The organism is Streptomyces sp. NPDC004134 (assembly GCF_042874195.1).
Taxonomy (GTDB): Bacteria; Actinomycetota; Actinomycetes; order Streptomycetales; family Streptomycetaceae; genus Streptomyces.
In genome coordinates this window covers 25,877-48,588 of the sequence record NZ_JBIAMS010000013.1, presented here as the reverse complement: position 1 = coordinate 48,588, position 22,712 = coordinate 25,877, and the positions used below count along the sequence as shown (strand labels likewise).

Below are 22,712 nucleotides of genomic sequence, written 5' to 3'. Positions count from 1 at the left end.
CGGCTCCGTCCCCTGAGCTCTCAATCTCTTGCAATGCGCTCGAAATGTAGAGCAGGGTCAGGCCGCCGTCACTAGGGCGATCAGTCGCTATCCGATCACGAAAGGCCCCGGCAGGGGAGCTGCGGCCGGGGAGAGCGCCGGGGCCGGGCGCGGTGCCGGGCCCCGGCGGGGGCTCAGCGGTCCTCGGGGTCGGTGGCGATCACGTTGTACGGGTACGGCCGCGGCAGCGCGCTCGCCTCGTCGAGACGGGCGGTCTGCGCCGGCGTCAGCTCCCAGTCGGAGGACGGCAGCGTCGTGGTGAGCTGCTCGGTGGTGCGGGCGCCGATGATGGGGGCGGTCACGCCGGGGCGCCGCAGCAGCCAGTTGACGGCGACCTGGGCGGCGGGGCGGCCGGTCTCCCCGGCCACGGCGTGCAGCGCGTCCAGCGTGCGCCAGGTGCGCTCCTCGCCCGCGTACGCGCTCCACGACTCGCTCCAGCCCATCCGCTCCGCGGTCTCCACCCGGCTGCCCGCGGCGGGCGCGCCGGTGCCGCGCCGGATCGACCCGGCGAGCCAGCCGCCGCGCAGCGGGCTCCACGGGATGACGCCCAGGCCCTCGTTGCGGCAGACGTCGAGCAGCTCCCACTCGGTCGAGCGGTCCAGCAGGTTGTAGAGCGGCTGGAGGCAGGTGAAGGGCTCCCAGCCGTGCGCCCTGCTGAGGTCGATCGCCTTCTGCAACTGCCAGCCGGTGACGTTGCTGGCGCCGATGTGCCGCACCTTGCCGCCGGTGACCAGGGTGTCCAGCGTGGCCAGGGTCTCCTCCAGCGGCGTGGCCGGGTCCCAGGCGTGGATCTGGTACAGGTCGAGATAGTCGGTGCCGAGCCGGCGCAGGCTGGCGTCGATGCCGGCGAGGATGTGCTTGCGGCCCAGGCCGCGGTCGTTGGGCCCGTCCCCGGTGGCGTAGCGGACCTTGCTGGCCACTACGAAGTCCTCGCGGTCGCGGCCCGCGAGCCACCGGCCGGTGATCGACTCGGAGTCGCCGCCGGCGTAGATGTCGGCGGTGTCGATGAAGGTGCCGCCCGCCTCGGCGAACATGTCGAGGATCGCGTGGCTGGTCTTCTCGTCGGCCTCCCGGCCGAAGGTCATCGTGCCCATGCAGAGCTCGCTGACGCGGAGCCCGGTGTTGCCCATGAAGCGGTAGCGCACGGCGGGTGCCTTTCTGTCACTGGCGGGGACGGGACGGCGGGGGGCGAACGCCTTCCGGTACGCGGCCGCTTCCTGCCGGTGCCGCCCCGGAGCGTGGCCGGGTACGGCGGCACACAGCGGCGGCGGCACCGGCACCGGGCCGGGGCCGCCGCCGCGCGGTCGCTCAGCCCACCGGGCGGCGGAGGCGGGCGACGAACTTGTAGCGGTCGCCGCGGTAGACCGAGCGGACCCACTCCACCGGCTCGCCGGAGGTGTCGACGGAGTGGCGCGAGAGCATCAGCATCGGCAGGCCCGTGTCCGTACCCAGCAGGCCCGCCTCGCGGGGCGTGGCCAGCGAGGTCTCGATGGTCTCCTCGGCCTCGGCCAGGTGGACGTCGTAGACCTCGGCGAGCGCGGTGTAGAGCGAGGAGTGCTTGACCAGGCTGCGGCGCAGCGCGGGGAAGCGCTTCGCGGACAGGTGGGTGGTCTCGATGGCCATCGGCTCGCCGTTGGCCAGGCGCAGCCGCTCGATGCGCAGCACCCGCCCGCCGGGGGTGATGTCGAGCCGCTCGGCGAGCTGGTCGCCGGCAGTGACGTAGCCGATGTCCAGCAGTTGCGAGGTGGGTTCGAGGCCCTGGGCGCGCATGTCCTCGGTGTACGAGGTCAGTTGGAGGGCCTGCGACACCTTGGGCTTGGCCACGAACGTGCCCTTGCCCTGGATCCGCTCCAGCCGACCCTCGACGACCAGCTCCTGCAGCGCCTGGCGCACGGTCGTACGGGAGGTGTCGAACTCGGAGGCGAGCGTGCGCTCCGGCGGCACCGGGGTGCCGGGAGGCAGGGTCTCGGTCATCTCCAGCAAATGCCGCTTGAGCCGGTAGTACTTGGGCACGCGGGTGGTCCGCCCGGTGCTGCCCCCGGCACGTCCCGGCTCGTCGGCTGCCGGTACCGTCGCAGCCGACGTTCCCTCGGCCGGTCCGGCGTTCGTCCTCATGACTCCTCCGTCTGGTAGCGGCTCACATCCTGGCACGGCTCGTCACCCGTCGGTGCACTCGCGGGGTGACGGGATAGCTCACATGTCGGTCCGGTAACGGAAGCCGAACCAGCAGGCCGCACACCCTTGACACCCTCATTGGTCTAGGCCAGGCTTCGTTCCACGATTGGTCCAGACCAAGACCGTCAACCTGGTCTAAACCATTAAAGACCACAAGTCCACTCCACGGGCAGGGTCCGGGAGCAAGGACTTTTCGGTGGCGAATCGCTGGCGAAAGACGGCAGGGGGGCGTGGGCCGGCATGTTGAGGAGGGTGACGTGAAGCGCACGGCGGTAGCGGTGCTGGCGGCGGCTGGCCTGGTGGCAAGCCTCGCCGCCTGCGGTTCTGACGATGGTGACGAAGAGAGCGACAAGGGCGGTGGCGCCAAGTCGTTCAAGGGCGAGACGCTCACCTTCTGGGCCATGGACGGCTCGACCCCGGACGACTGGCTGAAGGACGTCCAGGCGGAGTTCGAGAAGAAGACGGGCGCCAAGCTCGAATACAAGGTGCAGCAGTGGAACGGCATTCAGCAGAAGCTGACCACCGCGCTGTCCGAGGAGAGCCCGCCCGACGTGGTCGAGGTCGGCAACACCCAGACGCCCGCCTACGCGGCGACCGGCGGTCTGGCCGACCTGACCGGGCTGAAGGAGGAGATCGGCACCGAGTGGACCGAGTCCCTCAACGAGTCGTCGGTCTACGAGGGCGCGCAGTACGCGGTGCCGTGGTTCTTCGCCAACCGCGTGGTGATGTACAACAAGTCGGTCTTCGAGGAAGCCGGTATCACGGAGATCCCCAAGACCCGTGACGACCTCTTCGCGGCGTTCGACAAGATCGAGAAGAACACCGACGCCGAGCCGATCTACATGCCCGGCCAGAACTGGTACTTCTTCGACGGCCTGCTCATCGGCCAGGACGCCGAGCTGGTGAAGCAGGACGGCGACAAGTGGGTCTCCAACCTCTCCGACCCCAAGGTCGGGGCGGCCATGGAGATCTACAAGCAGTACGCCGACTACTCCGAGGCGCCCAAGGACAAGGACGAGGCCACCCCGCAGCAGGGCGAGGTCTTCGGCAAGGGCAAGACCGGCGCGATCATCGGCATGGGCTGGGAGTCCGGCATCGCCATCGAGGCGAGCAAGGACAAGAACTTCGAGAAGGAGATCGGCTACTTCACCATCCCCGGTGAGACCGCCGACACCCCCGAGAGCGTCTTCCTCGGCGGCTCCAACCTGGCCGTCGCCGCGGGCAGCGAGAAGCAGGAACTCGCCCAGGAGTTCCTGAAGATCGTGCTCTCCGACAAGCACGAGGGCGCCCTCGCGGCCGCCAACGGCGTGATCCCCAACAAGGACTCGCTGCAGTCGAAGCTGGAGGGCAACGAGGCGGCCGAGGCCGCGGCACCCGCCGCCGCCGTCGGCGGCACCACGCCGCTCATCCCGGAGTGGGGCGCGGTGGAGAACACCCCCAACCCCATCAAGTCCTACATGACCGCCTACCTCAACGGTGACTCCCACGAGGACGCCGCGAAGTCGGTCGAGGACGACCTGAACGAGCGCCTGGCGCAGGAGTAAGCGTCATCCGGCGGGCGGGACCGGGTACGACCCGGCCCCGCCCGCACCCGCGGGTCCGAAACCACCTCGTCCCGAAGAGATCGCCGCATCATGACTGTGCAGATACCGAGGCCGGCAGCCGAGAAGGCCAAAGGCCGCGCCCGTACGACACCGCCCCCACCGCCCGGACGCCACCGCAAGGCCCAGGGCTCCGCCGGCGCCCTCCCGTACCTGCTGCTGCTGCCCGCGCTGGCGATCACCGCCGTGCTGCTCGGCTATCCGCTGGTGAAGAACGGCATCCTGTCGTTCCAGAAGCTGGGCATGAAGGAGCTGATCCAGCACCTCACCGAGTGGAACGGCTTCGACAACTACACCGACGTCCTCGGCGGCGAGGACTTCTGGCGCGTCACGCTCCGGACGGTGCTCTTCACCGCCGTCAACGTCACGCTCATCATGGTGCTCGGCACCCTCGTCGGGCTGCTGCTCGCCCGGCTCGGCCGCAAGATGCGGCTGACCCTGCTGATGGCGCTCGTGCTCGCCTGGGCCATGCCCATCATCGCCGCCACCACCGTCTACCAGTGGCTGTTCGCCGAGCGCTACGGCGTCGTCAACTGGATCCTGGACAAGCTCGGCTGGCACTCCATGGCCGACTACTCCTGGACCAGCAGCCAGTTCTCCACCTTCTTCGTGATCACGGTGATGCTCGTCTGGACGTCGATCCCGTTCGTGGCGATCAACCTCTACGCCGCCACGACCACGATCGCCAAGGAGCTGTACGAGGCCGCGGGGCTCGACGGCGCCGGCGCCTGGCGCACGTTCACCTCGGTGACCTTCCCCTTCATCAAGCCGTTCCTGCTCGCCACCACGTTCCTGGAGATCATCTGGATCTTCAAGGCGTTCCCGCACGTCTACGCGATCAACGGCGGCGGCCCCGACCGGCTCACCGAGACGCTCCCCGTCTACGCCTTCGTCGAGGGCGTCGGCAACCAGCACTACGGCATGGGCGCGGCGATCTCCGTGCTCACGATCCTGGTCCTGATGGGGCTGACGTCGTACTACATCCGCATGGTCATGAAGCAGGAGAGGGAAGACTCGTGAGGCGCTCGTTCATCGGCCGCTTCTGGCCCAACGCGACGGCCATGGTGCTGTTCGTCATCTTCCTCTTCCCCGTGTACTGGATGTTCGCCACGTCGTTCAAGCCGACCGGCGACATCATCAGCGAGGACCCGGTCTGGTTCCCGATGGACCCGACCTTCGAGCACTACCGCACGGCCTTCGACGCCGACAACTTCTGGAACTTCTGGAAGAACTCGCTCACGGTGACCCTGCTGGCGGTCGGCTTCTCGCTGCTCATCGCCCTGATCGCGTCCTTCGCCCTGGCGCGGATGCGCTTCCGGGGCCGTACCGGCATCATCCTGGTCTTCATGTTCGCGCAGATGGCGCCCTGGGAGGTCATGGTCATCTCGGTGTACATGCTGGTACGCGACGCGGACATGCTGAACAGCCTGGTGCCGCTCACGCTCTTCTACACCGTGATGGTGCTGCCGCTGACCATCCTGACGCTGCGCACCTACGTGGCCGCGGTGCCCAAGGACCTCGAAGAGGCGGCCATGGTCGACGGCGCCACCCGGGTCCAGGCGTTCCGCAAGGTGATCTTCCCGCTGCTGGCGCCCGGCCTCATGGCCACCTCGCTCTTCGGCTTCATCACCGCCTGGAACGAGTTCCCGATGGTGCTCGTCCTCAACAAGGAGGCCGAGGCGCAGACCCTGCCGCTGTGGCTGTCCCAGTTCCAGACCCAGTTCGGCGACGACTGGGGTGCCACCATGGCCGCCGCGTCGCTGTTCGCCCTGCCCATCCTGCTGCTCTTCCTGTACCTGCAGCGGAAGGTCACCTCCGGCCTCACGGCCGGTGCCGTGAAGGGCTGACGTACCACCTCGTAAGCTGCGGCGGAACCACCCGCCGCGGGAAGGGACAGCACGACGGCCATGACGACACTCGCAGGGAGCACCGACACCCTGACCCGGGACGCCCTCGCCGTACTGCAGCCGAGCTTCCTGGGCACCACGCCCCCGGACTGGGTACTGCGCCGCCTCGACGAGGGCCTGACCGGCGTCGGGCTCTTCGGCCGCAACATCGAGAACCCCGAGCAGGTCGCCCGGCTCACCGCGCGGCTGCGCGCCGCCAGGCCCGACGTGCTGGTGGCGATGGACGAGGAGGGCGGCGACGTCACCCGCCTCGAGGTGCGCACCGGCTCCTCGTTCCCCGGCAACCTCGCCCTCGGCGCGGTCGACGACCCCGGGCTGACCCGGGCCGTCGCCCGCGAGCTGGGCCGCCGGCTCGCCGAGGTCGGCGTCAACCTCGACTGGGCGCCGTCCGCCGACGTCAACTCCAACCCCGACAACCCGGTCATCGGCGCGCGCTCCTTCGGCGCGGACCCGGCGCTCGTCGCCCGGCACACGGCCGCGTACATCGAGGGCCTCCAGGACGCGGGCGTCAGCGCCTGCGCCAAGCATTTCCCCGGCCACGGCGACACCAACGTCGACTCGCACCACGCCATGCCGCGCATCGACGTCCCCGTCGACGTGCTGCGCGAGCGCGAGCTGGTGCCGTTCCGGGCCGCGGTCGCGGCCGGCACCAAGGCCGTGATGAGCGCGCACATCCTGCTGCCCGCGCTGCGCACCGACGTGCCCGCCACCGTCAGCCCCGCGGTGCTCACCGGCCTGCTGCGCGCCCCCGTCGAAGACGGCGGGCTCGGCTTCACCGGCCTGATCATCACGGACGCCCTGGAGATGCAGGCCATCGCCGCGGCGTACGGCATCGAGGGCGGTGCGGTACGGGCCGTCGCGGCCGGTGCCGACGCGATGTGCATCGGCGCCCGCGGCGACGAGGAGATCGTGCTGCGCACCCGCGACGCCCTGGTGGCCGCGGTGCGCAGCGGTGACCTGCCCGAGGAGCGGCTCGCCGATGCCGCTGCCCGGGTACGGGCGCTGGCGGCCTGGTCGGCGTCCGCGGCGTCCGGCGCGGTGGAGGGGATCGCGCCGGACCCCGGCATCGGCCAGGCCGCGGCCCGCCGGGCGCTGCGGGTCACGGGGGCGGCGGGCTACGAGCCGCCGGCCGGGCCGGTGTACGTCGCCGGGTTCACGCCGGTGGCCAGCATCGCGGTGGGGCAGGAGACCCCGTGGGGCGTCGGCGCGGAGCTGGAGCGCGCGCTGCCCGGCACCGAGTCCGCGGTCTTCGACGGCTCGGCGCTGGGCGCCGACGGCGGCGGGGGCGGCAGGGCGGCGAGCCGGGAGGGTTTGTCGGCGCTGACCGCAAATGTGCTCGCGGCGGCGGGTGATCGTAGGATCGTCGCAGTGGTGCGCGACGTCCACCGCCACCCCTGGATGGCGGACGCGCTCGACGCCCTGCTCGCCGCCCGTCCCGACACCGTCGTGGTGGAGATGGGTGTGCCGCAGGCGCCGCCGCGCGGGGCGCCGCACATCGCGACACACGGTGCCGCCCGCGTCTGCGGGCGCGCCGCCGCGGAGGTCATCACCGGCAAGGGCGCCGGGGCCTGACCGCCACCCGCCCGTACCACCTGACACCGCACTACGGAGGCACCCCGCATGACTGCCGCCCAGCCGGGCCGGATCATGGCCGGCGAGATGGCCGAACAGCCCGAGGCCCTGCGCCGCGTCCTGGCGCATGGCGCCCCGGAGATCCGCAAGGTCGCCGAGGCGATCGCGGCCCGCTCGCCGCGCTTCGTCCTGCTGACCGCGCGGGGCACGTCGGACAACGCCGCGCTGTACGCCAAGTACCTGCTGGAGGTCCAGCTCGGGCTGCCGTGCGGGCTGACCTCGATGTCCACCACCACGGCGTACGAGGCCAAGCCGGACCTCACCGACGTGCTGGTGATCACCGTCAGCCAGTCCGGCGGCTCGCCCGACCTCGTCGCGTCCACCCGGGCCGCCCGCGAGGCCGGCGCGATCACCCTGGCCGTGACCAACAACCCGGACTCGCCGCTGGCCGGCGTCAGCGAGTACCACATCGACGTCCAGGCGGGCCCGGAGAAGGCGCTGCCTGCGACCAAGACGTACACCGCCTCGCTGCTGGCGCTCTACCTCTTCGTCGAGGGCATGCGCGGCGGGCAGGGCGAAGCGGCCGCGGTGCTGCCGGAGCTGGCCGAGCAGATCCTCGCCCGGCAGGAAGAGGTGAAGGCCCTGGCGCAGCGCTACCGCTTCGCCGAGCGGATGGTCCTCACCTCGCGCGGCTACGGCTATCCGACGGCCAAGGAGGCCGCGCTGAAGCTGATGGAGACGTCGTACATCCCGGCGCTCTCCTACTCCGGCGCGGACCTGCTGCACGGCCCGCTGGCCATGGTCGACAACGTCTCGCCGGTCATCGCCATCGTCACCGACGGCCGCGGCGGCGAGGCGCTGCAGCCGGTCCTCGACCGGCTGCGGGACCGCGGCGCCGACCTCGTGGTCATCGGCCCGCAGGCGCAGGTCGACGCCGCCGCGGGGGGCTTCGCGCTGCCCACGGCGGGGGTGGCGGAGGAGCTGCAGCCGATCCTGGAGATCCTGCCGCTGCAACTGCTCGCGTACGAGGTCACCATCGCCCGCGGCCAGGACCCGGACGCCCCGCGCTCGCTGGCGAAGGTCACGGAGACCCGCTGAGCACCCGATCGCGTACGGGCGAAGGACCCGGCTCCCTCGCGGAGCCGGGGCCGTCGCCTTCGTGCGTGCTACAGCAGTACGCCGCCGGAGACGTCGAGGTACGTGCCCGTGAGCACCTTGGCATCGCCGGAGACCAGATAGGCCACCGTGTCCGCGACCTCGCCGACGTCCGTCATCCGGCCGAGCGGTGACATCGCCGCCATGCCGGTCTGGGCGTCGTCGTTGTCGCGCAGCCAGGCCGCGTTCATGTCCGTGTCCAGGGCGCCGGGCGCGACCGCGTTGACGGTGATGCCCCGCTCGCCCACGGACTTCGACAGGAACTTGGTGAAGGCGTCGATCGCGCTCTTCGTCATCGTGTACGCCAGCAGCGTCGGCATCAGCGCCGCGTGCGTGGCCACCGTGGAGACGTTGACGATGCGCCCGCCGTCCCGCAGCCGGGACAGCCCCAGCTTGGTGACGAAGAACGGCGCCTTGGTGTTCACCGCGAACAGCCGGTCGAAGTCGGCCTCGTCGGTGTCCTCGATGAGCGCCTGGAGCGCCACCCCCGCGTTGTTGACGAGGATGTCGAGCCCGTCCGCGTGCCGGTCGAACTCCGCCCACAGCGCCGCCGCGTCGCCCGGCACGCCCAGCTCGGCCCTGATCGCGAACGCCTCGCCGCCGGCCGCCTCGATCGCGGCGACGGTCTCCTTCGCCGCCGCCTCGTTGCTGCCGTAGTGCACGGCGACCCGTGCGCCGTCCCGGCCCAGCCGCTCCGCGATCGCCCTGCCGATGCCGCGGCTTCCGCCCGTGACCAGCGCCGTCTTGCCAGTGAGCGCGCCCATGGCCGCGCCCCCCTTTCTGTAAAGGTCGCTACAGAAAGGACCGTATCACATTGTCTAGCGGGCGCTATAGAATTGTTTCCATGGCCACCAAGCAGCGCGGGCGCCCCCGCTCCTTCGACCGCGACGAAGCGCTGGAGAAGGCCCTCTACGCCTTCTGGCAGTACGGCTACGAGGCCACCTCCGTCGCGGACCTCACCCGCGTCCTCGGCATCGGCGCGCCCAGCCTGTACGCCGCCTTCGGCGACAAGAAGGCGCTCTTCGACGCCGCCGTCGCGGCGTACGCGACGACCGACAACGGCACGTTCATCGACCGCGCGCTGGCCGAGGAGCCCACAGCCGTCGCCGCCTTCACCCGCATCCTGCGCGAGGCCGCCGTCGGCTACACCGCGCCGGACCACCCCCGCGGCTGCATGGTGCTCAGCGTCGGCGTGAGCGCCACCACCCCGGAGGTGGTGGAGAAGATGCGCGAGTTGCGGGCGCTGAACCTCGCCACCATGACCGCGCGCGTCGAGGCCGACGTGACCGCGGGCGTGCTGCCGCCCGGGACCGACGCGGAGAAGCTCGCGAGCTACGCCGGGGCGGTCCTCCAGGGCATGTCCTCGCAGGCCAGGGATGGTGCCGACCGCGAGCTGCTGCAGCGGGTGGCGGACGTCGCCGCGGCGGGCTTCGCGGTGTCGGCGGAGGGCGGCCAAGTCGGGGCGTCCGGGGCGTAGACAGCCGGGAGTGGTCTAGTCCACAATGCTTGTCAGGCTTCCGCCCCTTCCGCACGACGGGGCGGAACGAGGCCCGAGACGTTCTCTGCCCTGACTGCGTCCCGGCCTCCTCACCGGTTGCGACGCCGCGGGGCCGCACACTTCGCGGCGCGCGCACCGGTGCTTGGCTCCGGGCCGCGGTGCCGGACGGGTTGAGGGTCCCGGTCCAGGCACCGCGGCCCGAAGTGCGTGCGGGCCCGCGGCCCGCACCGCGCGCAGGCGGCTACGCCGAGGCGGGCATCGGGTGCTTCGCGGCCCCGCCGGTAGGCTCCAGGTGTGCCGTCCATGAACGAGCTCGTCCGCCGGCACACGGCGCTGAGCGAGACCGACCTGGAGTGGCTGCACCTCCTCGTATCGGAGTGGCAGTTGCTCGCCGACCTGTCCTTCGCCGACCTCGTGCTCTGGGTCCCGACCGTCGACGGCGCCCGCTACGTCTCCGTGGCCCAGATGCGCCCGAACACCGGTCCCACCTCGTACCAGGACGACATGGTCGGCCACACCGTCCCGCGCGGCCGGCGCCCCATGCTCGACGCGGCCCTCGACGAGGGCCGGATCGTGCGCGAGGGCGACCCGGAGTGGCGCGAGGAGGTGCCCGTACGGATCGAATCCATCCCCGTGCGCCGGGAGAGCCGCGTCCTGGGCGTCATCGCCCGCAACACCAACCTGCTGACCGTGCGCACCCCCAGCCGGCTGGAGCTCACGTATCTGCAGAGCGCCTCCGACCTCGCGCAGATGATCGCCGCAGGCGCGTTCCCCTACCCCGGGCAGCAGGGCGACACGGAGACCTCGCCGCGGGTCGGCGACGGGCTCATCCGGCTCGACGCGGAGGGCATCGTGCAGTACGCCTCGCCCAACGCGCTCTCCGCCTACCACCGCCTCGGCCAGGCCGCCGACCTCGTCGGCCGGCACCTCGGCCAGGCCACCTCGGAGCTGGCCGTCAGCAAGGAGCCGGTGGACGAGGCCCTGGTCAAGCTCGCCAGCGGATGGGCGCCGCGGGAGGCGGAGGTGGAGGGCAACGGCGGCGTCATCCAGTTGCGCGCGATCCCGCTGAAGCCCCGCGGGACGCGCATCGGGTCGCTGGTGCTGCTGCGCGACGTCACCGAGATCCGGCGGCGCGAACGCGAGTTGATGACCAAGGACGCCACGATCCGCGAGATCCACCACCGGGTGAAGAACAACCTGCAGACCGTCGCCGCCCTGCTGCGGCTGCAGTCGCGCCGGCTGGCCGCCGAGGACCCCGACGGGCGGGCGCGGGCGGCGCTGGACGAGGCGGTGCGGCGGGTCGGCTCGATCGCCATCGTGCACGAGACGCTGTCGCAGAACCTGGACGAGACCGTGGAGTTCGACGAGATCGCCGACCGGGTGGTGGCGATGGTGGCGGAGATCAACCCCGGCCGGGTGACGGGACGCCGCACCGGCCGCTTCGGCGTGCTCAAGGCGGAGGTCGCCACGCCGCTGTCCATGGTGCTGACCGAGGTGCTGCAGAACGCCCTGGAACACGGCTTCGGGCCGGGGGAGTCGGGGAGCGTGGAGGTCACCGCGCTGCGCTCCAGCGGGCGGCAGGACAGCCGGCTGCTGGTCACCGTGCAGGACGACGGGCGGGGGCTGCCGGAGGGTTTCGACCCGGCGACGTCCGGGAGCCTCGGGCTGCAGATCGTACGCACGCTGGTCGAGGGGGAGTTGGCGGGCACGTTTTCGATGGCGCGGGCGCCGGAGGGGGGCACGCGGGTGGTGTTCGACATTCCAGTGCAACCCGAAAAGCGCTGACGCGCCGGGGCGTTGCGGATACGGAAGTGGACGGCGCGTGTTGACGGAAACGTATCTCCTTACGGCGGCACGGCAGCACGGCTGCGACACGCATAGGTCACGCGACGGCATCGGGGCAGCAAAAAGCCCCGGGCCATCTGGCTCCGGGGCTCTGCGGTGACTCGTGGTGCGGCTTTGCGGCTGCTGCGCTGCGGCTCGGGGAGAGCGGCGCCGTGTGACCCACGGCGCCTTCGCGCATCCGGGGGGTGTCGGGTCAGGCGCTGGCCCTGCGCGCCCGGTTGCGCGCGGCGCGGCGCTTCATCGCGCGGCGCTCGTCCTCGCTGAGGCCACCCCAGACACCGGAGTCCTGACCGGACTCCAGCGCCCACTGCAGGCACTGCTCCATCACGGGGCAGCGACGGCAGACGGCCTTGGCTTCCTCGATCTGCAGCAGAGCAGGACCGGTGTTGCCGATCGGGAAGAAGAGCTCGGGGTCTTCCTCGCGGCAAACGGCGCTGTGACGCCAGTCCATGACTGCTCCATCTCTTCGCGTTGCTGTCAGTTGCTTGTGAATGTGAACGCTTTCACGAATCCTCCGACAAGTGAAGGGGCCGAACCAGATTTCCGGTGTGACCTTCAACATGTGGAGGGGGCGAGTGCGCCGGAGGCAGGTCCCCTGAGGGGAGGCGCTCCAGCCGCCATGAAGAGGTTCGCAAACCTCAGCTTCGGATACAACCCCTTCCGGGAAGTTTCTTTGGATTCCTTGGTCTCAGTTGGCAAAGGGCCCCACTTCCAGGGGGTGAGGCGCAGCCTAAACGTTCGACTGGAAGGACTTTCGGGCCTTCCACTCACACAATCACACGCAGTGCGCGCCGTACGCCTGTGAAGGTCACGCTCGTACGCAGCCCTAGGTGGTCACCGTCCATCTGGAAGGGCAGTGGGGCCTGTGATTCCAAGGTGAAGTCGGTGAGATCGTGCAGGGACACCGCGTGCTTGCCGTGCGGCCCGCGCTCCGGCGACGAGGTGAGCAACTGGGTGCCGTAGCGCAGCAGCGACGGGGTGGAGAGCCGGGCGAGTCCGAGCACGTCGAGGGCGGTGTCGAAGGACGCGCCGGGGGTCGCGTAGAGGGGGCGGTTGCCCAGGTAGCTCCACGGCGAGGTGTTGCAGACGAGCGAGAGCACCAGGCCCTCGACGGGGTCCTCGGCCGGGCGCCGCAGCGTGATCGCGCCGCGCCTGCGGTCGCCCTCGCCGAGCCACTGGCGCAGCAACTGCCGTACGTAGAGCGGGTGTGTGGACTTCTTGCCGCGCTCGCGCTTCTGCTCGACGCGGCCGACGACGCCCGCGTCGAACCCCATGCCCGCGCAGAACGTGAACCAGCGCGCCGGCGCGCCCTCGTCGTCGGTGTCCGGGGTGCCGGAGGCGAGCCCGAGGCCGACGGTGCGCTCGCTGCCGGAGTGCATGGCGTCGAGCAGCGCGCCGGTGGCCTCCACGGCGTCGTTGGGCAGGCCGAGGGCGCGGGCGAAGACGTTCGTGGAACCACCGGGGACGACAGCGAGCCGGGGCAGGTCCTCGGGTGCGGGGCCGCGGTGCAGCAGGCCGTTGACGACCTCGTTCACGGTGCCGTCGCCGCCGAGGGCGACGACGATGTCGACTTCGCCGCTGTCCGCCGCCTGCCGGGCGACGTCGCGGGCGTGGCCCCGGTACTCGGTGGTGACCGTCTCCAGCTTCAGGTCGCTGGCGAGTGCGTGGATCAGCACGTCGCGGGTCCGGGCACTGGTGTCGGTGGCGGCGGGATTCACCACGAGGAGCGCACGCATGGCATGCAGGTTACCTACCGAAAAGTAGAGGGGCCCAGCCCCGGCGTAGCGGGCACCGGGGCCCCAGTAGGCTGGAGAGCATGAGCGGAACGCAGGGCCGGGGCGGGCGGAAGCGGACGGCCGGGCCCGAGCGGGAGAAGACGGGCGGGGCAGGGCGGGAGAAGGCCGCCGGCGCAGAGCACAAGCCCGCGCCCGCGAAGAACGCCGGGGCCGGAAAGGCCGCGAAGAAGAGCGGGACCGGCAAGGCCACTCCCGCCGTCGAGGCGGGCAAGCCGGGCAAGCTGGACCAGGCAGGCAAGAAGGGTCAGACGGGCAAGGCCGCGGCGGCCGGAGAGGCCGCGGAGGACGCGGCGGCCGGGAAGGCTGCCGAGGAGAAGGGGCCGCGGCCGCCGCGGGTGACCGTCGCCGCCGTCCTGACCGCGGTCGAGGGGATCGTCATCGCCGCCCTCGGGGGCTACGAGCTGGTGCTCGGGATCGTCGGCGAACCGGACAGCACCCGCCAGGCCGTCTTCGGCGGGCTCACCGTGCTGGCGCTCGCCGTGCTGCCGCTGGCCGCCGCGCACGGGCTGTGGCGGCAGCGCCGCTGGAGCCGGGGGCCCTCGATGATCACGCAGATCCTGGCGCTGCCGGTGGCCTTCGCGATGGTGTCCACGGGCGGCGCGATGCTGGGACTGGGGCTCGCGCTGGGCGCGGTCGCGGTGGGGACGCTCGTGTGCGTCCTCAGCCCGAGCACGGCGGAGGCGCTGGGCGTGGGCCCGAGCCGGACGGCGTAGCACCGCGGCACGGGCCGGGGGAGGGGCGTACGCCCCCGTACGGCCCCGCCATGCGGCCCGTACGGCACGAAGACCCCTTGGCCGCCCTGTGCATGCTCCGGGGTGCTCAGGGCGCCGGAGAGCGGCGCCCGGCGCCTCGCGGGTCACGGCGGGGCGCACGCGCCCCGCCGCTCACTCCTCGACGAGCAGCCGCTCGCGCAACTGCGCCAGCGTGCGCGCCAGTAGCCGGGAGACGTGCATCTGCGAGATGCCGACCTCCTGGGCGATCTGGGACTGGGTCATGTTCCCGAAGAAGCGGAGCAGCAGGATCTTCTTCTCCCGCGGCGGCAGCTCCTCCAGCAGCGGCTTGAGGGACTCGCGGTACTCGACGCCCTCGAGGGCGTCGTCCTCCGCGCCGAGGGTGTCGGCGACGGCCGGCGACTCGTCGTCGGTGTCGGGGACGTCGAGGGAGAGGGTGGAGTACGCGTTCGCCGACTCCAGGCCCTCCAGGACCTCTTCCTCGGAGATGTTGAGCTTCTGCGCCAGCTCGTGCACCGTCGGGGCCCGGCCGTGCAACTGGGAGAGCTCGGCGGTGGCGGAGGTCAGCGACAGCCGCAGCTCCTGCAGCCGCCGCGGCACCCGCACCGCCCAGCCCTTGTCGCGGAAGTGGCGCTTGATCTCGCCGACGACCGTGGGGGTCGCATACGTCGAGAACTCCACGCCGCGGTCGGGGTCGAAGCGGTCCACGGACTTGATCAGGCCGATGGTGGCGACCTGCGTGAGGTCGTCCAGCGGCTCGCCGCGGTTGCGGAAGCGCCGGGCGAGGTGCTCCACGAGCGGCAGGTGCATCTGCACGAGGGCGTTCCGCAGCTCGGCGTGCTCGGAGGAGTCCGCGGGCAGCTTGCGCAGCTCGTAGAACATCGCCCGCGCGCCGCTGCGGTCCTGCGGTTCACGCCTGTCGTGCTGCTGCAGTCCGTCCATGTGGTCCGCCCGCTCTCGCTCCGCCGCGGCCAGCCGGCCCTCGTCTCGCATCGGAACGCCCCTGACGTACGTCACGTCAGCCCCGGCGCCGCGCCGCGCTCCTTGAGCAGGCTGATCGTGACCGTGCGGTCGTCCCCCACGGTCGCGTCCACCCTGCCGGCGAGCGCGGACAGCACGGTCCACGCGAAGGTGTCGCGCTCGGGCGCCCGGCCGTCGGTGGTCGGTGCCGACACCGTCACCAGCAGCGCGTCGTCCCCGAGCTGGAAGACGCAGGTGAGTACGGAGCCGGGAACGGCTTGCTGGAGGAGGATCGCGCAGGCCTCGTCGACCGCGATGCGCAGATCCTCGATCTCGTCGAGCGTGAAGTCCAGGCGGGCAGCGAGCCCTGCCGTGGCGGTGCGGAGCACCGATAGGTACGCCCCCGCAGCCGGCAGCCGGACTTCGACGAAGTCCTTCGGACTGGGCTCGCCTTCGAACTGGGACACCCTCACCTCCAAGGTGCGTGGCGACTCTCTGCCATGGGAACGCCGGCCTGCCCCCCGTCACTGAGAGTAACGGACCGGCGTGGCACATCGTTCGCCTGCGACGCTACCGCGTGCGATGAGCTGCTGTCTCCTGGTCCGGAGAAGGCCACCCCATCCCGCGGCTGTCACTAATAGTAAACCCTGATTACGCTCCGTGGCTAGGGCTTTTCTCGTCCCAATTCCCGTGCGGTCACTCCGGGTTGCCATTATGGCAGGGCCCGCCGACAACCGCCGACCGGCTTCCCTCGTCCGGGCGACACCCGCGTCAGCCGGTGACGACCGCCGCGACCGCCGAGCCGCGCGGGAACGCCCCGTCGGCGGCGAGGGCGACGACGGCGTAGAGCATCTTGGCGACGTACACCGGTTCGGGGGCGAGGCCGTGGCGGTCGGCGAAGTCGGCCGCGAAGGCGTCGAGTTCGGGGGTGCGGCGGGCGAAGCCGCCGAAGTGGAAGCCGTCCGCGAGGCGCCAGTCGCCGCGCCGGCCGCCGAACGCCGCGGTCTGCAGCCGCTCGACGTCGGCGCCGAGGAAGCCGCCCTTGAGGACGGGTATGCCGATCGCGCGTGCGCCCGCGGGCAGTCCGGCGGCCAGACCGGCGAGCGTGCCGCCCGTGCCGCAGGCGACGACGGCGGTCTGCGCTTCGCCCGCGAGTTCGCGGCCGAGGGCGGCGCAGCCGCGTACCGCCGCGGCATTGCTGCCGCCCTCCGGGATGAGCTGGAAGTCGCCGAAGTCCGCGCGCAGTTCGGCGTGGAAGGCGGGGTCCGTGCGCCGCCGGTACGCCGCGCGCGGCACGAAGTGCAGCCGCATGCCGTCCGCCGCGGCCTGGGCGAGGCAGCCGTTGAGCGGGCGGTCGGCCAGCTCGGCGCCGCGGACCACGCCGATGGTGCGGATGCCGAGCAGCCGTCCCGCGGCGGCGGTGGCCCGCAGGTGGTTGGAGTACGCGCCGCCGAACGTCAGCAGCGGACGGTCGTCCGCGCCGGGGGAGCCGGCCGCGTGCGCCGCCAGGTTCGGCACCAGCTTGCGCCACTTGTTGCCCGGCAGCGCCGGGTGGATCAGGTCGTCCCGCTTGAGGAGCAGCCGGACGCCGCGGGCGGCGAGGCGGTCGTCGGCGATCTCCTCCAGGGGGGAGGGGAGCCGGGGAGTGAGCGCGGCGAGCCGCCCGCCGGAGGGTGGGCCGGCGGGCGGCTGGTCGTCGGGCCGCGGGGCTGCGGGCCCGGTGGGCTCTGGCGCGTACACGGGACGCTGTTCGGTGGCCGGTCGGGGCCGGTGCCGGGCCCTCGGCCGGAGCGCCGCGGGCGCGGCCCGCGGGGCCCGTACCGGCTCAGCCGCGGGTGAGGAAACCGTCGCCGTGCTGGGCGATGTGGGCGTGCACGGCCTGGAGGGCGTCCTGCACCTCCTGCGGCGAGCCGCTGCCCCGCTGCTCGTTGAAGTAGGCCGCACCGAGCCGGCGCAGGAGGGCCTGGCCCTCGCGCTGCGCCTGCACCTCCCCGACCTTCTCCTTGCCCTGGTTCAGCGCGGTCTCCGCCTTCTCCTTCGCGCGGTCGAGAAAGCCTGCCATGAGAGTCTCCTGACGTATTGCCTGACGTTTGGGGTGAATTCTTCCGCTGTTACCGCTATGGGCCCAAGTATCCCGCGCGTTTCTTAATGGATCAACGGTTGCCGGGGTCCGTCGGTTCCTGGGCGGCTTCCCCGGCGACCTGGTGCGCAAGCGTCAGCAGCGCGGGAACCGCGGGGTGGCCCGGCGGGTCCTGCCAGGCCAGCACCACCGGGACGGCGGGCGCACCGGTCAGCGGGACGTAGGCAACCGAGTGATGGCGGTGCGCCTGCGCGGTGGCCGTCGTGGTGACGCCGACGGCGCGTCCCGCGGCGATGGCGGCGAGCCAGTCGTCGGTGTTGGCGACCTCGACGGTACGGCGCGGGCGGTGCCCCTTCGGCCACAGCGCCGGGGTGGTGATGCCGGAGACGGTGTTGACCGCCAGCGGCAGGTGGGCCAGGCCGGCGAGGGTGAGCGGGGCGCGGCCGGAGGCGGCAAGCGGGCTGTCCGCGGGCACGGCGGCGACGCGGGCCTCGGTGCGCAGCAGTTCGGTACGGGCCCGGCAGCCGGCGGCGGGCGCGCGCAGCAGGGCGACGTCGACGCGGCCGCGGGCCAGGCCCGCGCAGCGGTCGTCGATGCGCAGCAGCTCCAGCGGCACGTCGGGGTGCTCCTCGTCCCAGCGGCGCAGCAGGGCGGTGGTCTCGTCGCCGAGGGCGGCCCAGGAGTGGCCGAGGCGCAGGGGGCGTACGACGAGTCCCGCCGGGTCCAGTGCGGCGTCCGCCGCGGCGACGGCGGCGCGGGCGCGGTCGAGGAACGCGCGGCCCTCGCGGGTCAGCTCCAGGTGGTGGGTGGAGCGGTCGACGAGGAGCACGCCCATGTGGTCCTCGAGGCGGCGCAGGGTGCGGGAGACGGTGGGCTGGCCGGTGCCGAGCCGGGCGGCGGCGCGGGTGATGCTGCCCTCCTCGGCGATGGCGAGGAAGGCGCGCAGGTGCCGCAGCTCCACCGTCATGCTCCGGCAGCATAATCGCAGCCGGTCATGCATTTCACGTGGGGAGCGCGCGCTCGTAGCGTGGGGGCGTGACCTCCCAGAGTCCCGGTTCCGCCGCTTCCGCTCCTGCTGCCGCTTCCGCGTCTGCCGCTGCCACCGCCCCTGCCTCTGCCGCTGACCCCGTGTCCGCCGGCACGGCGGCCGCGGGGGTAGGCGCCGGGCGGACCGGCGGCCGTGCCCGCGGGCGGTTCGCCGGCGGGCGGCTGGGCGGCGTCGCGCTGGTGGTGACCGGGGCGCTGTCCACGCAGTTCGGCGCCGCGGTCGCCGCACTGCTGTTCCCGCGGGCGGGCGCGCTGGGTGTGGTGACACTGCGGCTGACGCTCGCCGCGGCCCTGCTGATGCTGATCTTCCGGCCCCGGGTACGGGGCCACTCCCGGGGCGACTGGGCGGTGCTGTGCGGCTTCGGCGTCGCGCTGGGCGGCATGAACATGGCCATCTACCAGGCCATCGACCGGATCCCGCTGGGCGCCGCGGTCACGCTGGAGGTGCTCGGGCCGCTGACGCTGTCGGTGCTCGCCGGCCGGCGGGTGGCGAGCCTGCTGTGGGCGGCGCTGGCGCTGGGCGGGGTGGTGCTGCTGAGCGGCGGCGGGTTCGGCGGCCTGGACCCGGTGGGCGTCGCGTTCGCGCTCGGCGCCGGCTGCTTGTGGGCGACGTACATCGTGATGAGCGCGCGGGCCGGGGCGCGCTTCCCGCGGGCGGACGGGCTGGCGATCGCGATGTCGGTGGGCGCGGTGATCAGCCTGCCCGTCGGGGTGGCGAGCGCCGGGAGCCGGCTGGTGGACCCGGCGACGCTGGGGCTGGGCCTGGCGGTGGCGGTGATGTCGTCGGGGCTGCCGTACGCGCTGGACCAGTTCGCCCTGCGCCGGCTGCCCGCCGCGACGTTCGCGCTGATGATGAGCCTGGCGCCGGCGGTCGCGGCGCTCGCCGGGTACCTGGTGCTGGACCAGGGGCTCACCGCGGTGCAGTGCGCGGCGATCGGCATGGTGATCGCGGCGAGCGTCGGCGCGGTGCGGACGACCCCGCGGCCCGCGGCGCGAGCGAAGGACGGCTAGCGGGCGGCCGGCGGCCGGGCGGGCGCCCTCTGCCTGCTCCTGCCGTCCCCGTCCCCGCCGCCGGTGCGGCGGGCGGCCGGGCCGGCGGCGGATCACGGGTGGCATGCTCGTACGCCTGCACGACGAAAGGGAACGCGCATGACCTCGCCCGGCACCGTCCTCGACGCCCGCGCGCTGGGCCGCGCCCTGCTGCACCGGCAGTGGCTCGTCGAGCGGCACCAGGCGCCGCCGCTGGACGCCGTCGAGCATCTGGTGGCGCTCCAGGCGCAGTCCGGCGACGCCCCGTACTACCAGCTCTGGAGCCGGCTCGCGGGCTTCACCACCGACGACCTGTCGGCGCTGCTGACCGCCCGGCAGGCGGTGCGGGTGGTCATGATGCGCGGCACCATCCACCTCGTCAGCGCCCGCGACGCGCTGCGGCTGCGGGCCGTCGTGCAGCCGTACCTCGACAGGACGCTGCTCGCCACCACCGCGGGCCGCAAGGTCCCCGGGCTCGACCCGGCCGAGCTGGCCGACGCGGCCCGCACGGCGCTGGCCGCCGGGCCGCTGCACAACGACGAGCTGGGCGCCAGGCTCGCCGCCCGCTGGCCGGACGCGGAGCCGAACGACCTGGCGTACCTGGCCCGTTCGCTGCTGCCGCTGGTGCAGGTGCCGCCGCGCGGGGTCTGGGGCGCCAGCGGCGGGCTCGTGTACGCGCACGCCGACCAGTGGCTCGGCGCCCCCTCCGCCACCGGCACCGCGGCGGACGAGACCGTGCTGCGCTATCTCGCCGCCTACGGGCCCGCGTCGGTCGCCGACGTGCAGAAGTGGCTGTCGCTGACGCGGCTCAAGGCGGTCTTCGACCGGCTGCGCCCGCAGCTCGTGACGTACCGGGACACGACGGGGCGGGAGCTGTTCGACCTCGCCGGCACCGAACTGCCCGACCCCGCCGCCCCGGTGCCGCCGCTGCTCCTCGGCCCCTTCGACAACGTGCTCCTCGCGCACGCGGACCGCACGCGGATCATCGACAAGGCCGACGAGCGCCGGGTGTTCACGGCGAACGGCATCGTCCGCGGCACCATGCTGCTCGACGGCCGTGTCGCGGGCGTCTGGCAGCCGGAGCTGAAGCGGACCTCGGCCGCCGTCGAACTCCGGCCGTTCACGGCCCTGTCCGGTGCCGACAAGGACCGGCTGGCGGCCGTGGCCGCGGACCTGCTGGCCTTCGCCGCCCCGGAGGCGGAGAAGACGGAGGTCAGGTTCGCGGCCCCGGCGTAGCCCGCCGCCTGGGCCGTCCGGTCGGCCCCGGCCCGCTCAGCCGAGGAAGTCCCGCAGCGCGCCCGCGCGGCTCGGCAGCCGCAGTTTCGACATGGCCTTCGCCTCCACCTGGCGGATGCGTTCACGCGTCACCCCGTACACCTCCCCGATCTCCGCCAGCGACTTGGGCTTCGCCCCCGTCAGTCCGTACCGCAAGCCGATCACTCCCGCCTCTCGCTCGGTCAGCTCTCCCAGCGCCCGCGCCACCGCCCGGCGCAGCAGCGCGCGGCCTATCGCGTCGTCCAGCGGCGGCGCGTCCCCTGTCCTCGATGAGGTCGCCCAGCTCGCCCTCGCCCTCCGCGCCGGCCGGCGCGTGCAGCGACACCGGCTCGCGGCGCGCGAACTCCTCGATGGCGGCCAGCCGTTCCGCCGTGACGTCCAGCGCCGCCGCCAGCTCCGCGGGCTCCGGCTCCCGGCCCAGCTCCGTGCGGAGCCGGGCGCGGGTCCGTCCCAGCTTGTTGATCCTCTCCACCATGTGGGCCGGGATGCGGATCGTCCTGCCCTGATCGGCGAGCGCCCGGCCGATCGCCTGGCGGATCCACCACACCGCGTACGTCGAGAACTTGAAGCCCAGCGCCGGGTCGAACCTCTCGATCGCGCGCATCAGCCCGATGTTGCCCTCCTGTACGAGATCCAGGAGGGACAGGCCGCGGCCGGTGTGGCGGCGGGCGACGGACACCACCAGCCGGAGGTTCGCCTCCGTCATCCGGGCCCGGGCCCGGCGCCCCGCCGCGGCGCTCGCCGCGAGCCCGGCCCGCTCCGCGCCGTCCCGTATCGCGGCCGGCTCCGCCCCGGCGGCCAGCCGGCTCTCGGCGATCGCGCCTTCGCCGATCAGCCGGGCCAGCTCCACCTCCTGCGCGGCGGTCAGCAGCGGGATCCGGCCGATCCGGTCCAGGTAGTCCCGCACCGCGTCGGCCGAGGCCCGTCCCTGCCGGGTCTGCGTCACGCCCATCCGGCCCCTCCTTCGCTCAGTTCCTTCTGATGTCCACCCGCCCGGTCCGTCCCCACGGGGACGGGCCGAGCGGCGTCAGCGCGTCTGCTTGCGGTGCATCCGCGGCGGCGGTGGCATCCGCCCCGCGGGGCCGCCCAGGGCGCCCGCCGCCCGCCGTATCGGCGCCGCCGGGCCGCCCCCGAGATCGTGACCGCGACCGCCGCGGCGCGGCTCCCCGGGCCCGCAGGCCGCCGGGCCGTCGAACGCCGTGATGCGCAGATTCATCCGTGGCTCCCTCCGTGGCTTCGACACAAAATTATGTCGGACCTAGAAACATGTCAAGGATAAATTTCGACTCGACCTATGACATGATGAGGGCATGGCGAAGCAACCCACGACGCAGACCCCGCCCGCCCGGGGGCTGCGCGAGCTGAAGAAGCAGCAGACCCGCCAGGCGATCTCGGACACGGCGACGGGCCTCTTCCTCGCGCGCGGCTTCGAGGCGGTGACCATCGCCGAGATCGCGGCCGCCGCGCAGGTCGCGAAGATGACCGTCACGAACTACTTCCCGCGCAAGGAGGACCTGGCCCTCGACCTGCGCGAGGAGTTCGTCGGCTCACTCGCCCGCACCGTCGCCGGGCGGCCCGTGGGGGAGTCGGCGCTCGGCGCGCTGCGCCGCGACTTCCTCGCGGCGGTCGAGCGCCGGGACCCGGTCATCGGCTTCGCCGGCCCCGAGTTCACCGGGATGATCGTCGAAAGCCCCGCGCTCACCGCCCGGTTGCGGGAGTTCCACGAGCTGCGGGAGGACGCGCTCGCGGAGCGGCTGGCGGAGGAGACCGACGCCCCGGACGGCGACATCGCGCCGCAGGCCGCCGCCGCGCAGCTCGGCGGCGCGCACCGGGTGCTGTTCGCCGAGACCGTCCGCCGCACCCTGGCCGGCGAGGACGCCGACAGTGTGGCAACCGCGCTGGAGGCCGCAGCCGAGCGCGTCTTCGGCCTCCTGGAGCCCTCCCTCGCCGGCTACGCGATACGGGAGGAGTGACCGGCGCCGCGGCGGTGCGCGGCACCGGC

24 protein-coding genes are annotated in these 22,712 nt (G+C 72.7%); 11 read left to right on the top strand and 13 right to left on the bottom strand.

The genetic code is table 11. The features are described 5' to 3' along the window. Positions 1 to 173: 173 nt before the first annotated feature. Together ACFYVJ_RS17955 and ACFYVJ_RS17950 are read right to left on the bottom strand one after the other, a co-directional pair. On the bottom strand, positions 174 to 1,184 hold the full coding sequence (locus ACFYVJ_RS17955; RefSeq protein WP_388892421.1) for an aldo/keto reductase: 1,011 nt from the start codon (positions 1,182 to 1,184) through the stop codon (positions 174 to 176). Between the two features lie 163 nt (positions 1,185 to 1,347). Further along, positions 1,348 to 2,154 (bottom strand): GntR family transcriptional regulator, encoded by an 807-nt coding sequence (locus ACFYVJ_RS17950; protein WP_388892419.1) that lies wholly within the window; start codon positions 2,152 to 2,154, stop codon positions 1,348 to 1,350. A 317-nt stretch (positions 2,155 to 2,471) separates the two neighbouring features. Here ACFYVJ_RS17950 and ACFYVJ_RS17945 point away from each other — a divergent pair, with 317 nt between their 5' ends. The 5 genes from ACFYVJ_RS17945 to ACFYVJ_RS17925 all read left to right on the top strand — a co-directional run bounded on the left by ACFYVJ_RS17945 (position 2,472) and on the right by ACFYVJ_RS17925 (position 8,392). Then, a complete protein-coding gene (locus ACFYVJ_RS17945) occupies positions 2,472 to 3,758 on the top strand; it encodes an extracellular solute-binding protein (protein ID WP_388892417.1) in 1,287 nt (428 codons plus the stop codon). A 90-nt stretch (positions 3,759 to 3,848) separates the two neighbouring features. Further along, a complete protein-coding gene (locus ACFYVJ_RS17940) occupies positions 3,849 to 4,835 on the top strand; it encodes a carbohydrate ABC transporter permease (protein WP_388892415.1) in 987 nt (328 codons plus the stop codon). Continuing rightward, positions 4,832 to 5,662: a carbohydrate ABC transporter permease gene (locus ACFYVJ_RS17935; RefSeq protein ID WP_388892413.1), complete on the top strand. Its 831-nt coding sequence runs from the start codon at positions 4,832 to 4,834 to the stop codon at positions 5,660 to 5,662. The genes ACFYVJ_RS17940 and ACFYVJ_RS17935 overlap by 4 nt, the downstream gene beginning before the upstream one ends. Positions 5,663 to 5,722: 60 nt before the next feature. Next, the gene (locus ACFYVJ_RS17930; protein ID WP_388892411.1) at positions 5,723 to 7,294 is read left to right on the top strand and encodes a glycoside hydrolase family 3 protein; all 1,572 of its coding nucleotides are present in this window, start codon (positions 5,723 to 5,725) and stop codon (positions 7,292 to 7,294) included. Between the two features lie 48 nt (positions 7,295 to 7,342). Then, entirely contained in the window at positions 7,343 to 8,392 is a 1,050-nt protein-coding gene (locus ACFYVJ_RS17925) for an SIS domain-containing protein (protein WP_388892409.1), read from the top strand. 68 nt (positions 8,393 to 8,460) lie between these two features. Here the strand turns inward: ACFYVJ_RS17925 and ACFYVJ_RS17920 are convergent, their stop codons facing one another. Continuing rightward, positions 8,461 to 9,213, bottom strand: coding sequence for an SDR family oxidoreductase (locus ACFYVJ_RS17920; protein WP_388892407.1), 753 nt, complete (start codon positions 9,211 to 9,213; stop codon positions 8,461 to 8,463). Between the two features lie 80 nt (positions 9,214 to 9,293). Here ACFYVJ_RS17920 and ACFYVJ_RS17915 point away from each other — a divergent pair, with 80 nt between their 5' ends. Continuing rightward, entirely contained in the window at positions 9,294 to 9,926 is a 633-nt protein-coding gene (locus ACFYVJ_RS17915; protein WP_388892405.1) for a TetR/AcrR family transcriptional regulator, read from the top strand. A 324-nt stretch (positions 9,927 to 10,250) separates the two neighbouring features. Beyond that, positions 10,251 to 11,732, top strand: a complete 1,482-nt coding sequence (locus ACFYVJ_RS17910) for a histidine kinase N-terminal domain-containing protein (RefSeq protein WP_388892403.1) — start codon at positions 10,251 to 10,253, stop codon at positions 11,730 to 11,732. A gap of 253 nt (positions 11,733 to 11,985) precedes the next feature. On the opposite strand, the gene ACFYVJ_RS17905 is transcribed toward ACFYVJ_RS17910, so the two are convergent. Together ACFYVJ_RS17905 and ACFYVJ_RS17900 are read right to left on the bottom strand one after the other, a co-directional pair. Further along, positions 11,986 to 12,243, bottom strand: a complete 258-nt coding sequence (locus tag ACFYVJ_RS17905) for a WhiB family transcriptional regulator (RefSeq protein ID WP_018835069.1) — start codon at positions 12,241 to 12,243, stop codon at positions 11,986 to 11,988. Positions 12,244 to 12,559: 316 nt separating this feature from the next. Continuing rightward, a complete protein-coding gene (locus ACFYVJ_RS17900; protein ID WP_388892401.1) occupies positions 12,560 to 13,528 on the bottom strand; it encodes a diacylglycerol/lipid kinase family protein in 969 nt (322 codons plus the stop codon). Positions 13,529 to 13,608: 80 nt separating this feature from the next. Between ACFYVJ_RS17900 and ACFYVJ_RS17895 the strand changes: the two genes are divergently transcribed. Beyond that, on the top strand, positions 13,609 to 14,301 hold the full coding sequence (locus ACFYVJ_RS17895; RefSeq protein WP_388892399.1) for a hypothetical protein: 693 nt from the start codon (positions 13,609 to 13,611) through the stop codon (positions 14,299 to 14,301). 171 nt (positions 14,302 to 14,472) lie between these two features. On the opposite strand, the gene ACFYVJ_RS17890 is transcribed toward ACFYVJ_RS17895, so the two are convergent. The 5 genes from ACFYVJ_RS17890 to ACFYVJ_RS17870 all read right to left on the bottom strand — a co-directional run bounded on the left by ACFYVJ_RS17890 (position 14,473) and on the right by ACFYVJ_RS17870 (position 18,326). Then, positions 14,473 to 15,312 carry an RNA polymerase sigma factor SigF gene (locus ACFYVJ_RS17890; protein ID WP_234380170.1) on the bottom strand — a complete coding sequence of 280 codons (840 nt, stop codon included), beginning with the start codon at positions 15,310 to 15,312 and terminating at the stop codon, positions 14,473 to 14,475. 20 nt (positions 15,313 to 15,332) lie between these two features. After that, the gene (locus tag ACFYVJ_RS17885; protein WP_027753975.1) at positions 15,333 to 15,746 is read right to left on the bottom strand and encodes an anti-sigma regulatory factor; all 414 of its coding nucleotides are present in this window, start codon (positions 15,744 to 15,746) and stop codon (positions 15,333 to 15,335) included. A gap of 304 nt (positions 15,747 to 16,050) precedes the next feature. Then, positions 16,051 to 17,019: a 1-aminocyclopropane-1-carboxylate deaminase/D-cysteine desulfhydrase gene (locus ACFYVJ_RS17880; protein WP_388892396.1), complete on the bottom strand. Its 969-nt coding sequence runs from the start codon at positions 17,017 to 17,019 to the stop codon at positions 16,051 to 16,053. Positions 17,020 to 17,104: 85 nt separating this feature from the next. After that, positions 17,105 to 17,341 (bottom strand): hypothetical protein, encoded by a 237-nt coding sequence (locus ACFYVJ_RS17875; protein ID WP_037740986.1) that lies wholly within the window; start codon positions 17,339 to 17,341, stop codon positions 17,105 to 17,107. Positions 17,342 to 17,432: 91 nt separating this feature from the next. Beyond that, the gene (locus tag ACFYVJ_RS17870) at positions 17,433 to 18,326 is read right to left on the bottom strand and encodes a LysR family transcriptional regulator (protein WP_388892393.1); all 894 of its coding nucleotides are present in this window, start codon (positions 18,324 to 18,326) and stop codon (positions 17,433 to 17,435) included. Positions 18,327 to 18,487: 161 nt separating this feature from the next. Between ACFYVJ_RS17870 and ACFYVJ_RS17865 the strand changes: the two genes are divergently transcribed. Both ACFYVJ_RS17865 and ACFYVJ_RS17860 read left to right on the top strand, forming a co-directional pair. Beyond that, a complete protein-coding gene (locus ACFYVJ_RS17865) occupies positions 18,488 to 19,417 on the top strand; it encodes a DMT family transporter (RefSeq protein WP_388892391.1) in 930 nt (309 codons plus the stop codon). A 138-nt stretch (positions 19,418 to 19,555) separates the two neighbouring features. Then, positions 19,556 to 20,671 (top strand): winged helix DNA-binding domain-containing protein, encoded by a 1,116-nt coding sequence (locus ACFYVJ_RS17860; RefSeq protein ID WP_388892389.1) that lies wholly within the window; start codon positions 19,556 to 19,558, stop codon positions 20,669 to 20,671. A gap of 36 nt (positions 20,672 to 20,707) precedes the next feature. Here the strand turns inward: ACFYVJ_RS17860 and ACFYVJ_RS17855 are convergent, their stop codons facing one another. From ACFYVJ_RS17855 to ACFYVJ_RS17845, 3 genes are all read right to left on the bottom strand, one after another. Continuing rightward, the gene (locus ACFYVJ_RS17855; protein ID WP_388892387.1) at positions 20,708 to 20,866 is read right to left on the bottom strand and encodes a sigma factor-like helix-turn-helix DNA-binding protein; all 159 of its coding nucleotides are present in this window, start codon (positions 20,864 to 20,866) and stop codon (positions 20,708 to 20,710) included. After that, positions 20,793 to 21,662 carry a sigma-70 family RNA polymerase sigma factor gene (locus tag ACFYVJ_RS17850; RefSeq protein WP_388892385.1) on the bottom strand — a complete coding sequence of 290 codons (870 nt, stop codon included), beginning with the start codon at positions 21,660 to 21,662 and terminating at the stop codon, positions 20,793 to 20,795. Before ACFYVJ_RS17850 ends, ACFYVJ_RS17855 begins: the two co-directional genes overlap by 74 nt. Positions 21,663 to 21,737: 75 nt before the next feature. Beyond that, positions 21,738 to 21,926 carry a hypothetical protein gene (locus ACFYVJ_RS17845; protein WP_388892383.1) on the bottom strand — a complete coding sequence of 63 codons (189 nt, stop codon included), beginning with the start codon at positions 21,924 to 21,926 and terminating at the stop codon, positions 21,738 to 21,740. A gap of 94 nt (positions 21,927 to 22,020) precedes the next feature. Here ACFYVJ_RS17845 and ACFYVJ_RS17840 point away from each other — a divergent pair, with 94 nt between their 5' ends. Continuing rightward, positions 22,021 to 22,683 carry a TetR/AcrR family transcriptional regulator gene (locus tag ACFYVJ_RS17840; protein ID WP_388892381.1) on the top strand — a complete coding sequence of 221 codons (663 nt, stop codon included), beginning with the start codon at positions 22,021 to 22,023 and terminating at the stop codon, positions 22,681 to 22,683. Positions 22,684 to 22,712: the final 29 nt, after the last annotated feature.

Bases quoted from the DNA above. Each gene is read 5' to 3' on its own strand.
- ACFYVJ_RS17950 (WP_388892419.1), bottom strand. From the start codon at position 2,154: ATGAGGACGAACGCCGGACCGGCCGAGGGAACGTCGGCTGCGACGGTA.
- ACFYVJ_RS17940 (WP_388892415.1), top strand. From the start codon at position 3,849: ATGACTGTGCAGATACCGAGGCCGGCAGCCGAGAAGGCCAAAGGCCGC.
- ACFYVJ_RS17930 (WP_388892411.1), top strand. From the start codon at position 5,723: ATGACGACACTCGCAGGGAGCACCGACACCCTGACCCGGGACGCCCTC.
- ACFYVJ_RS17925 (WP_388892409.1), top strand. From the start codon at position 7,343: ATGACTGCCGCCCAGCCGGGCCGGATCATGGCCGGCGAGATGGCCGAA.
- ACFYVJ_RS17920 (WP_388892407.1), bottom strand. From the start codon at position 9,213: ATGGGCGCGCTCACTGGCAAGACGGCGCTGGTCACGGGCGGAAGCCGC.
- ACFYVJ_RS17915 (WP_388892405.1), top strand. From the start codon at position 9,294: ATGGCCACCAAGCAGCGCGGGCGCCCCCGCTCCTTCGACCGCGACGAA.
- ACFYVJ_RS17910 (WP_388892403.1), top strand. From the start codon at position 10,251: ATGAACGAGCTCGTCCGCCGGCACACGGCGCTGAGCGAGACCGACCTG.
- ACFYVJ_RS17905 (WP_018835069.1), bottom strand. From the start codon at position 12,243: ATGGACTGGCGTCACAGCGCCGTTTGCCGCGAGGAAGACCCCGAGCTC.
- ACFYVJ_RS17900 (WP_388892401.1), bottom strand. From the start codon at position 13,528: ATGCGTGCGCTCCTCGTGGTGAATCCCGCCGCCACCGACACCAGTGCC.
- ACFYVJ_RS17895 (WP_388892399.1), top strand. From the start codon at position 13,609: ATGAGCGGAACGCAGGGCCGGGGCGGGCGGAAGCGGACGGCCGGGCCC.
- ACFYVJ_RS17890 (WP_234380170.1), bottom strand. From the start codon at position 15,312: ATGCGAGACGAGGGCCGGCTGGCCGCGGCGGAGCGAGAGCGGGCGGAC.
- ACFYVJ_RS17875 (WP_037740986.1), bottom strand. From the start codon at position 17,341: ATGGCAGGCTTTCTCGACCGCGCGAAGGAGAAGGCGGAGACCGCGCTG.
- ACFYVJ_RS17870 (WP_388892393.1), bottom strand. From the start codon at position 18,326: ATGACGGTGGAGCTGCGGCACCTGCGCGCCTTCCTCGCCATCGCCGAG.
- ACFYVJ_RS17860 (WP_388892389.1), top strand. From the start codon at position 19,556: ATGACCTCGCCCGGCACCGTCCTCGACGCCCGCGCGCTGGGCCGCGCC.
- ACFYVJ_RS17850 (WP_388892385.1), bottom strand. From the start codon at position 21,662: ATGGGCGTGACGCAGACCCGGCAGGGACGGGCCTCGGCCGACGCGGTG.
- ACFYVJ_RS17845 (WP_388892383.1), bottom strand. From the start codon at position 21,926: ATGAATCTGCGCATCACGGCGTTCGACGGCCCGGCGGCCTGCGGGCCC.
- ACFYVJ_RS17840 (WP_388892381.1), top strand. From the start codon at position 22,021: ATGGCGAAGCAACCCACGACGCAGACCCCGCCCGCCCGGGGGCTGCGC.